Origin of the sequence: Rothia sp. HMSC036D11, assembly GCF_001814205.1 — a bacterium.
GTDB classification, from domain to species: Bacteria; Actinomycetota; Actinomycetes; order Actinomycetales; family Micrococcaceae; genus Rothia; species Rothia dentocariosa.
On the sequence record NZ_KV815302.1, the window covers coordinates 165,543 to 178,337 of the forward strand.

Here is a 12,795-nt window from a genome sequence, read left to right on the forward strand (position 1 = left end):
CGTGAAGTTTGAATCTTCAGCTCCCGCCGTAAGCGCCGTGATCGCAACTAACGGTAAACGTCCCGAAACTCTGCGCACTGCGGTACGCTCTATTCTCGATCAAGATTATGCGGGGTTTATCGAGGTTGTCGTGGTGTATGACCGGGTAGAGCCCGATCTGCTGGAAGACGTACAGGTTCCGGAAAATCGGAAGCTCATCACGGTGACGAACACACGCACGGGCGGTCTTGCGGGCGGTCGTAACAGCGGGATTCTTACCGCCACTGGAGAAATTATTGGCTTCTGCGACGACGACGATTATTGGATGCCCACCAAGCTGACCGAACAACTCGCACTATGGAATGCTCACCCGGAGGCGGTCGCAGTTTCTTCGGGTATCACCGTTCGCTCGGGTGGGCGTGATATTGAGCGGCTGGCGCCTAAGCGTGCATCCTTCGATGACTTTCTGCTCTCACGCATTACGGAAATTCATCCTTCCGCTATGCTCTATGCGAGGCAAAACCTTGTGACCGACCATCTCGGTTTAGTCGATGAGGAGCTGCCAGCTTCCTACGGCGAAGACTACGATTTACTCTTACGAGCAACCCGCTACGGCGACGTTTTTTCGGTGCAGAAACCACTTATTCTGGTGCTGTGGGATCGTCCCTCATTTTTTGCCGGCAAGTGGCAGGCTATGGCGGACGGGCTTACCTATATACTGCAAAAATTCCCCGAATTTGAGCGTAGCCCGCGTGGACTGGCACGTATTGCCGGGCAGATAGCTTTTGTGCATGCAGCGCTCGGTCACCGTGATCTTGCTCGTTCCTACGCCCGCTCGGCCCTTAAACGCGATAAAAAGCAATTACGTGCCTGGGCGGCATACGTGGTAGCACTGGGGATTGTGAAACCTCAGCTGCTTCTTGATCTCGTTCAGAAGACAGGAAGAGGTCTGTAATGTCTACTGCTCTAGCTCTTCCAACCCTCGGTGCTTCAAGGAAGCTCGCGTCCACACCCGCGGCGGGCGGTGCATCCGCACAGGCACCCCGTAAACGTCTTCCTGCGTGGCCTCTTCTCACCCTGTTCTATGGGTTCCCGGCATTTTGGGCGTTGGGGCTGCTTCAGATCGTGCCGCTGGTGCTTTCGGTTACGATGGTCATTTACTTGACTATCCGCGGCGGCGTGCGAGTGCCCCGCTCACTCTGGATATGGGCTGCGTTCATCTTCTGGGTGATTGTCTGTACCGTCTCGTTAGAAGATGTGACAGACTATATCGCCTGGACGCTGCGCTTCGTCAATATTCTCAACGCGGGCGTGTATACGCTCTACTATTTCAACGCTAAAGAAAGCATCTCGATCAATCAGCTCTTGGGCAGCTTAACCGCCCTGTGGGTTACGGTTGTCGTACTCGGATGGGGCGGCGTGCTCTTCCCGGAAGTGCGCGTTCAAACACCAATGAGCTACGTCGTGCCACAGAGTTTCATGTCGAACTCTTTGGTGAAAGACTATATGCTCCCACCCTTCGCGGAGGTTCAAAACCCTTGGGGCGCGCCCGAACCCTACGTGCGCCCCGCCGCTCCTTTCCCCTATGCCAATAGCTGGGGTCTTGCCTTTACCGTGCTCACCCCCGTCATGTTCGCGTTCTTTGCGCGCACACGCTCGTGGCTTCTGCGCATCTTTCTGGCAATCGTCCTCGGAGCGTCGGTCGTGCCGCTCGTTGCGACCAGTAACCGCGGTATGTTCATTGGTCTGGGTTTTGCGACTGCATACGTCATTATTCGCCTGATTATTGGTCGCTATTGGGGCTTGGTAACGGCGGCCGGGGTGATGGTTGTCGGGGTGGTGACCGCGTTAATTGCCTCCGGCACGGTGGCAGCTATTTTGGGTCGTCAGCAGTATTCTGACTCGACCGGCGGTCGCGCGGCGCTGTACCGCTCAACCTGGGCGGCGTCCTTAGAGTCTCCCATTGTGGGGTATGGAACTCCCCGCATGGAATTGAGCGTGGGTGTTTCGATGGGTACTCAGGGGTATCTGTGGACTCTGATGTTCTGTTTCGGATTTGTGGGTCTTGCTATATATGCCCTCTTTATTCTCAGCATTTTGGGTGAAGGGTTGAAGGTGCGCACCCCCGCCGGATTCTGGTTGCATTCTATTCCGGTCTGCAGCTGTGTTGTCATTATTTTCTACAGCTTCGATGTGGCACAGCTCAGCGTTCTTCTGCTCAGCGCCATGGCCTGCATTCGTGCACGATATTACAGAGAGGAGCTTTAATGGCACGTCATGCTTCTTTAGCGCGCAGTGGATCGCTGGCTTCTCTCTGTGTGATGTACGGTGCCGGTATTGCGTTCGTTACGACCCTCGTGGTCTCAAACGGAATCGGCGCCGCCGGTGCCGGTGAATTCTTCCGTCTAATGGCACTCTTTGCGATCGGAACCTCGCTCTCAGTCTTCGGCGCGGATACCGGGCTTGTACGTACGATGTCCGCACAGCGTGCCCTAGGACGATACTCTGCGCTCCCCCAGCTTATCCGCTTCGCTCTTTTCCCTTCGGTACTTCTTGCCGTTGTTGTAGCCCTCGCAGCGCTGGTGTACAGCTTGATCATGCCGGGAAGCGACGAATACGCCACCGCTCTACGGGTGAGCGCTCCGTTCCTGATAATTGCCGCCGCCATGACGGTGGGGTTCGGCGCGTTACGCGGTCTAAACCAGGTAGTGACATTCACCCTCCTGCAGAACGTGGTGCTCCCGACTCTTCGCCTAGCTGGCGTAGCTCTTGCGGTGATTCTTGCGGGTTCTTTGATGGGCTTAGTGTGGGCATGGACTATTCCGGTGATTATCACCACGGCGGTCACAGCATATCTGCTCAACCGCCCTCTTCCCGAAGAAATGAGCCAGGATACGCCGCCCACCACGAACGACCATCAGGACGCCCCAGAAGAAACGCTGCGTTCCTTTTGGATGTTCTCATCTGCCCGCGGTGTTGCCGCTATTGTCGAGACCGCACTCGAATGGATTGATGTGCTGGTTATCGCAGCATTCCTCGGACCGGCCGCAGGCGGTGTCTACGGCGCGGTAAACCGGTGTGTGCGTGTTGGCACTATGGTCGAACACACCGGGCGCATCGTGACCGGACCATCGATCAGCGCGGCTTTGGCAACCCAAAACTTGATTCGTGCCCGTGAAATCTTCCTCGCGACCACCCGCGTGCTCACCGCCCTAGCCTGGCCTTTCTACCTTTCACTTGCTTTCTTCGGCCCGGTTTTGCTGCGTTTCTTTGGTAAAGGTTTCGAGTCTGGCGCCGGTATTCTCTGGGTTATCTGCCCGGCGGCGATGCTCGCGATGAGTGCGGGCGGCGTGCAGTCAGTTCTGCTTATGAGCGGTAAAAGCCGTTGGCAGCTTCTCAATAAGCTCTCGGCTCTGGTTCTGGCGATTATCCTGAACCTTACCTTGGTTCCGTTATGGGGGCTCTATGGTGCCGTCACCGCTTGGGCGGCGGCGCTGCTGATTGATACGTTCTTGGCAAGCTACCAGGTCTTCAAGCTGGTGGGTATTCGCGCTACTGTCAAGGAAATGGCTCCGGCGCTCATCCTTGGCGGTGCGGTACCGACAGTATGCGCCCTTATTCCGCTTGCGATTCTGGGGCAAAGCCTAGTAGCTCTGGTGCTGTACCTGGTTCTTCTGGTTCCAAGCTACGGTTACCTGCTGAAGCGCTTCCGCAAGCCGTTGGGCGTTGAACGTTTCCTCTCGGCACGCAAGAAGCCCGCAACCGCAGAAGAAGTTGTTGCAGCCCAGACCCCGGAAAACGCGCCTACCACGGTGATGGCGATCGTTCGCTCCCCCAGCAAGTTTTCAGCGGTGCGTGCCGCTATTGCTCAGGGGCGACGTGAAGCGTTCCCGCAGTACACCGATTCCGGTGCCGATGCACAGCGCTTGAATGATGCGCTTGCCCACGGAGCAACGATGGTTCAGCTCGTCGGGGTTTCCCCGCAGCATCCTCAGCGCTCCTCCAGCATTGCTTCCGCCGTTACTGCGGCGCTTTCAAAAACACCACCGGCGCAGTCTTCGGATGCGCCCTCTCAGCAACATACCGCAGCTGAGACACACCTGTCAGCTACGCCTCCCGCCGAGGGAACGGCGGTTCACCACGAACAACTTCACGAGAAGGGACAAACTCCGCACATGGGGAGAGAACAAGAGTCTGCGCCGCAGGCTAACGCATCGTCGCAGGATCACAGCAACCCCCAGACGGGGAAAACACCGCATATCGAAAAATCGCCTACCGTACCAATATTCCTGGGTGCGGCGGCTGGTGATGAGCCGGGTTCACCCGATTCTGCGGTTGGTACCCTCAGAAATGCTCTGCCGCAGGATTCTGCACAGCCTGAAGCCGATAAATCTCCCGAGCCAGCTCGACCCGTGCAAGCCGTGAAGAAGCCGAGGCTTCCTGCGATTGCACAGGCTACCGCGAATGGTGCCCCGGATACGCCCACGGGCATGATACCCGCGCAGCCCGCCGCTAAGACTCAGGCGACACCAGCGGAAAGCACCGACGCCGAAGCCCCGGCGAAGTCTTCCGAAGATACGACGGACTCTCACAACACAACACCGATCACGAACCACGAACGACCCAGGATTATCGTTCAGAAAGAGAACACCATGGAAAATTCGAGCACTTCCGAGAAACAGCCTTCGGCATCTTTGCTTGAGCAGGTTCAGCGAGTATGGCGCCATAAGCTCATTGTTCTTATTCCGATCGTGGTGATGGCGATTCTTGCGGGAACCTACGGTGTGATTTCGCCTGCATCATACGCCGCGAAATCAACTGTGGTGGTTTATCCGCTCGTGAACGACCTTTCTGGAACCGGCAGCGCGAACTCCTTGAAGGTCGATATTAACACCGAGTCCCGTGCGGCAAGTTCCCGCCAGGTTGCCGGGCGTGCCATTACCAAGGCTCAGGCTAACCAAGAGGGCCCCAACTACCAGGCGATGGACGTTGATAAGCTCATGGCTGCCACAAAGGTAACGGGTACTTCGCAGTCGGCCGTTTTGGATATTGAGGTGACTCTGCCTAACGCCCAGCAAGCGGCTGACTACGCAAATGCCGTGGCTGAAGCCTATCTGGAGGTGCGCAGTGAAGGCCTCAAGGCTAATGTGGAGGACCGGCGCAAGAAGCTCAATGAGAAGATTGAGGAAGCACAAAATAGCAATACCATCCCAGCTTCCGAACTTACTCAGCTTCGTGAACGCCTTTCTCAGCTTGAGCTGATTTCTAAGGAGGGCGGTCGTGTTGTATCCTCGGCTCAGGTTCCAAAGAGCCAGAAGGGTCTCTCCCCCATGGTTCTGATGGTCGTTGGCGGTGCCTTCGGTCTGCTGGTGGGTATTGCTGCAGCATACATTTATGACCGTTCGATGCGTACCTTAGGTTACGCTGGTCGTCTCAAGGAAATGGGTATCGATTCGCATGAGCTCAAGCCGAACGACACCGAAGGAGCGCTTTTGCTGCTGCACCGTGTAGGCGCTACGGATGGTGACCTCAAGAAGGCCGGTTATGCCGGTATTACCCTCAGTTCTGCATCCGGCAAACTCGCTTACCGTATGTACCAGGCTCTCTACACCGCGCTGCCAAGCGATCAGGTGCGTTTTATCGACTACAAGTCGCTCAAAGACAGTCACTCGCTGCAGAACCCCGAGAAGTATGTTGCGGGTAATTCCATTCCCGTTGTGGTTGATTTGGGGAATTCCGCTACGCTTCCGCAGGTTGTGCGATTCAGCAATGCCACTCGTTTGTGCCTGATTCCGGTGAACAAAGATACTAACCGGGCAAAGCTGCGCGAGCTCTTCTCGTACCTGCAGACTCTTGAAAATACCGTGAGCATCGCAGTATTTATGGAACCGCAGAAGGAGGGGTAAGCGATGACTAATTCACCGGATAAGTCCGCGAAGTTACTTCTCGTCTCTAGCAGCGGCGGGCATTTGAAGCATCTGACCGAGACCGCTTCTGCATGGGAAAACTACGAGCGGGTGTGGGTGAGTTTCAAACAGCCCGATGTTCAGGCGGCGCTTGAGAACGAGCGTGTGCATTGGGCCTACTACCCTACGACCCGCAATATTAAGAACGCTATTCGGAATTTCTTCTTGGCTCTGAAGGTTATTCCTCAGGAGAAACCGCAGGCCGTAGTTTCTGCGGGGGCCGGGGTTGCGGTTCCGTTCTTCGTAGCGGCGAAGCTATTTCGGGTCAAGACCATGTACATTGAGTGCTATGATCGCCCGACGCTGCCGACGATGACGGGAAAAATGCTCTATATTCTGGCCGATAGCTTTAACGTTCAGAATGAGGAACAGCAGAAGAATTTTCCGGATTCGACGATTCTGCACCCGATTTTCTAGGGCGCAGCACCGCATTATATGCGCGGGCGTGGGATTAATAATTTTCACCGCTTTCATGACCGTGAAGTTTTACTTTAATCCTGCGTCTGCGCGTATATACTTAATACATAACAAACTGATAACAACATCTGCGGGCGAGCATTACCTTCGACTAACCACCGGAGTCAATCGCAGAAACTCTTCCGATTTACCAACCACTCGGGGTTAGCTGGCCTACTTCCACTCTTTAGGCTGACCGATTCCGCACTCACCGATTAGAGTTAGGATCAGACATATATGTCTATTCAGAACGTGCCCCATACTGCGGGGCATAGCATTATTCTCGATCCGGCGAGCTTCACTCTCGCCCAGGCTCCCTCACGTCTTCCGGCGGATACTTATGATCTTGTGGTTTCTCTCGGAACCGACTATCACACCTTTGATCGGCTGCTACGGTGGGTCAAGGCTTATTTGGCGGAGAATCCTCAGGTACGATGCCTCATTCAACACGGCCATACTTCCCCCGTTGAAGGAGCAGACAACGTTAAACTTCTGCCCGCAGGCACCCTCAAACGCCTATACGCCAAGGCGCAGGTTGTGCTGGTTCAGGGTGGTCCGGGGTCTATTCAAGATGCGCGTGCTACCGGCGCTATCCCCCTCGTTGTACCGCGCCGCGTTGAGTTTGATGAAGTTGTCGATAACCACCAGGTCCCTTTCGTTACCATGATGGAGAAGCAGGGCGGCGCCGTTATCGTTGAGAGCCGCGCAGACCTGTTCGACAAGCTTACTTTAGCCTTTGAAAATCCCTCGCTTTTTCATGCGGCACAGCCCTATGTGGCGAACCCAAGTATCGCTGCGGAACAGCTGGCGCAGGAGCTCGATAACCTGCTTTCGGGGAAGACTCGCCGTGCTGAGGGATATATAGCCCGTTTCAAGCAGGCAGCACGTGCCCACGCTGCGGGTAAACAAGAAATGGCTCGAATTAACGCTATTACACCCAGCGAGTAGAATCTAAGTAGCTATCGGCGATATAGTGCACATGTATCCGCCGAGTTTTCAGACGTAAGGCTACACCGGAGCATCCGCCACTATATGAGGCAGAAGACCGCACATATGCGCGGGTGTTCCACTCAAGTTGTGCAGCCACGAAGGCTGTTACCTGTTAGGTACGAAAGCCTCGGAGCGCTTATCTTCCGGATAGGATGCCCGGGGCTTCGCACGCGCCATGGAAGGAAAAGAGAAAATATGGCAGTTCAAGAGTCCAACGACGTCAACGTGTCGGTTGAGCAGATCGCTGCAGCATACGCCAGCGAAGATTTCGCACGCTTTGTATGCAACGAGGTTGGTGTTAATTTCGTCAGTTTCAACCTTGACGGTGACCCCGCCGGTGAGTACACCATCACTACCGAGCGCACCATCCCCGCAGACCGCGTGCCGGATATTGCGAAGAAGTTCGTCTCTAACGGTGTTGGTATGACCCAGACCGATAAGGTGAGCGCACCCGCTGCCGACGGCACCCGCACCGTGAACACCGAGGTTAAGGTTAGCGGTATGCCTGTAAGCGCACAGGCTACCCAGACCCTCACTCCTGTGAGCGACAGCCAGGCACGTGTGGACGTCAATGGTGAGGTCTCCTGCTCGATTCCGCTGGTGGGCAAGAAGATTGCTGCCGCTGCCGAACCTCAGGTTGGTCGCGTGCTCAAGGTTCTTGGCACCTCGGCTGAGAAGTGGACCGCTCAGCAGGGTTAATTACTGACCTGCCAGCATACCTGCTAAAAAGGCTCTTTATGTGAATGAAGCGGCGGAAAACCCGCTTTATTCGAATAAAGAGCCTTTTTATGTTGGGTACTGAATGCTAACGACCGATGGGGCTTTAGGATGCTTCGGCTTCTGCCGCTCCCACGGGGGCCTCTGCTTTAGCGGCAACTACCGCCTCATGATAGGCACGGTCACCAAGAAGTTCGGCGAAGCGACGCATCTCAACACGCAGGTCGTGCTCAGCTTCTAACAGGTCAACAACTTTGCGGAGCTTGGTGCTTGAGGTGTGCTCCGTATAGGGGAAGTAGTGGACACTCACGCCGACCTCTGCGAAACGTTTTTCAAGGGCGAGGCCCTGTGGGGTTCCCTTCCAGTCGTCGCCTTTGAAGAAGACGTTAAAGGGCTTCTGGCGCCATGTTTCGATCTTATCGGGGGTGGTCTCGATATAGACTTCGTCCACATAGTCGATATGGCTGACGATTGCGGCACGCTCATCAATGGGGATAACGGGGCGGCGCCCCTTGGTTTGTTCAAGAACGTCGTCGTGCACGACACCGGCGATAAGGTAGTCGCAGTTTTCCTTCGCCTTGCGCAGGATTTCGAGGTGCCCGTAATGGAACAGGTCGTAGGCGCCAGCGGCGTATCCAATAATCATAAGAAACCCTCTCTTGGGGTACGTGCTTACGGCAGACGCCTGGGGCACATTCACACGGTGACTGCGCGGTTTTATACCGCACGTATAGCACCATCAGTTTACCAGCCGGAACGCTGTTCAGCTTCCGTCTGGATAACCGCAGGAATCTAATAGGGACGGTAAAAAGGTAACTTCCCGTTAGCTATGTCGAGAAGTCACCTTCTATATGAGCTACCCTTCGGTGAGATCTCCCGCTTGCCAGGCAAGGTGATCCTGCCACGAAAAGCCGGCAATACGCTCGCCATGAGCAAATAGCTCCCACGGATCGTTCACCGCGCCCGCTTGCAGGGTTAAAGTCCACGGGGAACCATCAGAAGCACGCAGTGTTATCACGGGGTTATACCCGTCTTCTGAACCGGAAACCTCAGTGATTACCATTCCCTGAACTTGCCCCAGACTATCCGGAAAATGATTATCCTGGGGCTGGGGTCCCTTGGGAACAGAGCCCTCTGCCGCAATAAGAACACCGCTACAGTTAACTTGAAGTGCCCAATCCTTCCCAGATAAAACTGCGCAGGCGTCCTCACCCATGATCTCCATTGCATCAATGGTTAGCGGGAGGTGTGAACGCATACGTTCAAGTATTGAACGGGTATCCCACCCGGCAGGTGTCTCATCTGATGGTTCCAACGGGGCTGTGCCATCAGAAGGAACATACCCAAAATAGTGGCGTGCCTCGGCAAAACTATGAGGCACAATAAATTTCTTATTCTCTTCTACCTCAAATTCTGGTTTGTACCGATACACCGCCACGCTACGACCCGTGTAGAAGTTCTCATCATACGGGTTAATACGCATAGCGTGCGCATAATCAATCAGCATATCCGCACTGAGGCGGTCAGGAATACGCGCAACCTTATATGCTTCTTCCTGCTCAAAGTTAATTGGGAGCCCCTCATGAACGAAACGCCACCGAGAACCCATCTCACGTTTAACCTCAACACATCGTCGAGCCCGTTCCGTGTGAATATCGCCGGGATTATCAGGCTGAAAAAGAACCTCAAACCGGCGACGACCCCGCACATTCACCCGAGAATCAGCATGAGAAGCTATAGGGTACCGATTCGGAACATTTGAGATCAGCACGCCGGTAGTATTCAATAGTCGAGAGGTTGTGTGCACAATAGAATCTACATCGTTACTCGGCACACGATTTGTCAAAACCGAAACCCAATAATTTTCGCACTCAGTAAACACAACAGCATCACTGATACGACGCAGCGGCTCAAGGTACGACATCGCCGCAGCTAACCCGCCCGATTCAACAACCTCATACTGCATGCGATAGCCCAGCTTTTGCTGCCAGTCGATATATGCTTGGGCGATATCCTGCAGATCCGCATAAATATAGCCAAGTTCGTAGGTAGTGGGCTCATATGCACCGTTAGCTAACGTGTAGTGGGGATTCATAACGCTCTATTCTGTCGGTTATCGCTACATAAGAATTTAGGATGCGGAACGGGTAAAGGTCTTCGTTGCAGGATCATCGTATTCCCGCACAGTACGTATTTCTATCCCTCCATGTTCTGGGTCATTAGCAGCTATACGCTGTGCCTTATACTGCGCGAGCTTACTCTCTTCAGTCAGCCAGAGGACATAGTACCGTTTACCATCAAGCGTGTACTGCAACTCAGGATGGTTATACCCTACTTGGTAGCCGTAAGCGCTCTGCTGAGGGGCATTAACAAGAATATCCTCAGCGCCCTGATAATGTAATTGCTCGATGGTGCGTTGTAAGTCATCATTCTGGCTGGTAACGGGGCTTATGAGTGCCATGTATTTATTCCTTCGTCATGGGGCGGGGGATGTAATGATCTACATTAGCGATAGTATCGGATAGAGTTTGCAGGTGTACGAGTTTTCGTCACCAATATTTAGGCTTTTACCTTTCGGTCTCCTGACAGCGTGCTTCTTTCCATGCTTCGTGAGCCTGCCAACTGGGGCCTTCGATAATCTGTTCCCGATTTTGTATGACACCCCACGGAGCATTTTCATCTTCGCTCAGGATGTGAATTACCCATTCTTCACCATGAATATCGCGAACGGTAATAAGCGGATCATAGGCATCTGGTGTATCCGCTTCAACGGCAATTATCATGCCGCCTTGGAGAGCTTTAATAGGCTCTTGCTGATTCTTCGGAAACTCCTCTAGGCGATTTTTCTCTAATGCTGAAGCGATACGCCAGTCACAATCCACATAGAGCTTAAAGGAAGAATTATCTTTATTACCCGTGAAAGAGAAATTCAGATTTCCTACGCTAACTTGTTCAACCGGTAATGGCAACAATGCCTGTAGCTCACTCAGACGTAGAGAATCAGCCTGATATTCATCTAAAGGCTCAAATTCATCAGATTTTTTAGATTCATTATTCTGGATATCATCAAGATGTGGTTTCGATGAGTCTTCATCATCACCATAGCTATCGTAAAGATGATCAAGTTTATATTCTTTGCGCGCTTGGGCAAAGCTCAAAGGCCGCAAAGACTCAGGGTCTTCATGCATCCAAGGTGCATCTACATTGCATACAAGTGCAGGACCAGTGTAGAAACTCAGATTATATGGGTCAATCCCCAGCTGCCACGCATAATGGAGCAATAGTTCTGGAGAGAATCGGTCAGTTACTTTATGTTTACTGTAAACATTTGTATCCTCAAATTCAAAAGGATTACCACTACTTTGAAAAAACCATTTCCTTACACCTTCACGCCCCAGGTGCAGTGAACGACCACGGTTATTACCACAGATTTTCTGTCCAGAGCCATTATAATATGTAAGCCGAATACTTCCATAAGACTCTCGATATTTTTCGAGTTCTTTATAATTTTTTGGCGGGTATATATTAGGTACATAACGTATAAAAACACTATCCAATAAATATTTCTTTTTCATATTCCACATTATCGTTGTATAATCTACTGGCTTAGGGCTATTAGTTAACATAACGGTCCAACCATTACAACATTGAGCAAATATAATCTTCGACTCTGCACGTGTTAAAGGATTTAAGGCATCAAATATTGCTTCCCCAGCAAGATTTTCTTCAGTATTAGTCAGAAACTGTGGAAAAATTATATTCTTTGCCCAGTCTTGGTAATACGTAGCAACTCGACGGTAATCGCCCCTAAAAAATACCAAATTATACGTAGTAGGCTCATACCGACCACCAGCTAGACGATAACGGTTAACATCTTCAACCATAGGGGTTACCCTTTCAAACATAGTTATTTTTTATACGGGTCAACAATACGTAGCTCAATACCGCCGTGGTTAGGATCGTTAGCCGCAATACGTTCGGCATGCCCAATTTCACGTCCCGAAGTAGTACGATCCCATTCGACGTAGTATCGTTTACCATCTTTAGTAAATTGAAGAGCTGGACGATTCGTCACATCATCTCTTCAGAAGATACAACTAACCCTCAGTATCTGTTGGGTCAACCGTTATACCTTTCAAATTACTGATAGCGTCTTCTTTAGTCTTCACATACAAAGGATACTCAGCACCCGGATCACCCTCGTCAAACTCAGGCACCACAATCGCCCGACCCTCAAAAAACTCTAATACAGTATCAAGCGTATCCCGAGAAACGTCCATAGCATAAAGCACAGGTGTTGGATCATACTCCCCATCTTCATTCCAGGTACGATAAAACCTCAAATCACCGTCCACAGACTGCAACAGCTCTGCAGCCCATTCAGCCATATAATAATGAGGATCTTTAGGATCATGGAACATAACATCATAATCGCGCAGCACAACAAAAACACCCTGACTCAAATCCAACCAATGCAAATCCTCAAGATACTCATGAATCCAATCATCTGGCATATCAGGAACCTCATACGGAAACTCAATAGCCTCAAAAACTATGACGGATGCTTCTTCCGAACCTGAGGAATTCTGAATTTTTTTGCAGGGAATCTCAATGATCGCCCATCCAGCCTGTCGCAACAACTCCAACTGCCGTTCTAAAACACCATCCTCCCGCACATAAACAACCG

General features: G+C 52.5%; 12 protein-coding genes. 6 read left to right on the plus strand and 6 right to left on the minus strand.

The window, feature by feature from the left end:
- Position 1: 1 nt before the first annotated feature.
- From HMPREF2958_RS07145 to HMPREF2958_RS07175, 6 genes are all read left to right on the plus strand, one after another.
- The gene (locus HMPREF2958_RS07145) at positions 2 to 934 is read left to right on the plus strand and encodes a glycosyltransferase family 2 protein (RefSeq protein ID WP_070697520.1); all 933 of its coding nucleotides are present in this window, start codon (positions 2 to 4) and stop codon (positions 932 to 934) included.
- A complete protein-coding gene (locus tag HMPREF2958_RS07150) occupies positions 934 to 2,247 on the plus strand; it encodes an O-antigen ligase family protein (RefSeq protein WP_070697521.1) in 1,314 nt (437 codons plus the stop codon). Before HMPREF2958_RS07145 ends, HMPREF2958_RS07150 begins: the two co-directional genes overlap by 1 nt.
- Positions 2,247 to 5,885 (plus strand): oligosaccharide flippase family protein, encoded by a 3,639-nt coding sequence (locus tag HMPREF2958_RS10745; RefSeq protein WP_083313722.1) that lies wholly within the window; start codon positions 2,247 to 2,249, stop codon positions 5,883 to 5,885. The genes HMPREF2958_RS07150 and HMPREF2958_RS10745 overlap by 1 nt, the downstream gene beginning before the upstream one ends.
- 3 nt (positions 5,886 to 5,888) lie before the next feature.
- Positions 5,889 to 6,362, plus strand: a complete 474-nt coding sequence (gene pssD / locus HMPREF2958_RS07165) for a PssD/Cps14F family polysaccharide biosynthesis glycosyltransferase (RefSeq protein ID WP_004006163.1) — start codon at positions 5,889 to 5,891, stop codon at positions 6,360 to 6,362.
- Positions 6,363 to 6,638: 276 nt separating this feature from the next.
- Positions 6,639 to 7,349, plus strand: coding sequence for a glycosyltransferase (locus tag HMPREF2958_RS07170; protein WP_070697522.1), 711 nt, complete (start codon positions 6,639 to 6,641; stop codon positions 7,347 to 7,349).
- A gap of 237 nt (positions 7,350 to 7,586) precedes the next feature.
- Entirely contained in the window at positions 7,587 to 8,090 is a 504-nt protein-coding gene (locus HMPREF2958_RS07175) for a DUF2505 domain-containing protein (RefSeq protein WP_004006161.1), read from the plus strand.
- Between the two features lie 124 nt (positions 8,091 to 8,214).
- Here HMPREF2958_RS07175 and HMPREF2958_RS07180 read toward each other — a convergent pair whose 3' ends face one another.
- The 6 genes from HMPREF2958_RS07180 to HMPREF2958_RS07200 all read right to left on the minus strand — a co-directional run.
- On the minus strand, positions 8,215 to 8,754 hold the full coding sequence (locus tag HMPREF2958_RS07180; protein ID WP_048753455.1) for an FAD synthase family protein: 540 nt from the start codon (positions 8,752 to 8,754) through the stop codon (positions 8,215 to 8,217).
- A 210-nt stretch (positions 8,755 to 8,964) separates the two neighbouring features.
- The gene (locus tag HMPREF2958_RS07185) at positions 8,965 to 10,203 is read right to left on the minus strand and encodes a hypothetical protein (protein WP_070697523.1); all 1,239 of its coding nucleotides are present in this window, start codon (positions 10,201 to 10,203) and stop codon (positions 8,965 to 8,967) included.
- A 36-nt stretch (positions 10,204 to 10,239) separates the two neighbouring features.
- Positions 10,240 to 10,569 carry a hypothetical protein gene (locus tag HMPREF2958_RS07190; RefSeq protein WP_013398662.1) on the minus strand — a complete coding sequence of 110 codons (330 nt, stop codon included), beginning with the start codon at positions 10,567 to 10,569 and terminating at the stop codon, positions 10,240 to 10,242.
- Between the two features lie 106 nt (positions 10,570 to 10,675).
- Positions 10,676 to 11,992, minus strand: a complete 1,317-nt coding sequence (locus HMPREF2958_RS07195; RefSeq protein ID WP_246828073.1) for a hypothetical protein — start codon at positions 11,990 to 11,992, stop codon at positions 10,676 to 10,678.
- 23 nt (positions 11,993 to 12,015) lie between these two features.
- A complete protein-coding gene (locus HMPREF2958_RS11015; RefSeq protein WP_168165966.1) occupies positions 12,016 to 12,183 on the minus strand; it encodes a hypothetical protein in 168 nt (55 codons plus the stop codon).
- 22 nt (positions 12,184 to 12,205) lie between these two features.
- A partial coding sequence (locus HMPREF2958_RS07200) for a hypothetical protein (protein ID WP_070697533.1) occupies positions 12,206 to 12,795 on the minus strand: 590 nt, incomplete at its 5' end.

Bases quoted from the DNA above. Each gene is read 5' to 3' on its own strand.
- HMPREF2958_RS07150 (WP_070697521.1), top strand. From the start codon at position 934: ATGTCTACTGCTCTAGCTCTTCCAACCCTCGGTGCTTCAAGGAAGCTC.
- HMPREF2958_RS10745 (WP_083313722.1), top strand. From the start codon at position 2,247: ATGGCACGTCATGCTTCTTTAGCGCGCAGTGGATCGCTGGCTTCTCTC.
- pssD (WP_004006163.1), top strand. From the start codon at position 5,889: ATGACTAATTCACCGGATAAGTCCGCGAAGTTACTTCTCGTCTCTAGC.
- HMPREF2958_RS07170 (WP_070697522.1), top strand. From the start codon at position 6,639: ATGTCTATTCAGAACGTGCCCCATACTGCGGGGCATAGCATTATTCTC.
- HMPREF2958_RS07175 (WP_004006161.1), top strand. From the start codon at position 7,587: ATGGCAGTTCAAGAGTCCAACGACGTCAACGTGTCGGTTGAGCAGATC.
- HMPREF2958_RS07180 (WP_048753455.1), bottom strand. From the start codon at position 8,754: ATGATTATTGGATACGCCGCTGGCGCCTACGACCTGTTCCATTACGGG.
- HMPREF2958_RS07185 (WP_070697523.1), bottom strand. From the start codon at position 10,203: ATGAATCCCCACTACACGTTAGCTAACGGTGCATATGAGCCCACTACC.
- HMPREF2958_RS07190 (WP_013398662.1), bottom strand. From the start codon at position 10,569: ATGGCACTCATAAGCCCCGTTACCAGCCAGAATGATGACTTACAACGC.
- HMPREF2958_RS07195 (WP_246828073.1), bottom strand. From the start codon at position 11,992: ATGGTTGAAGATGTTAACCGTTATCGTCTAGCTGGTGGTCGGTATGAG.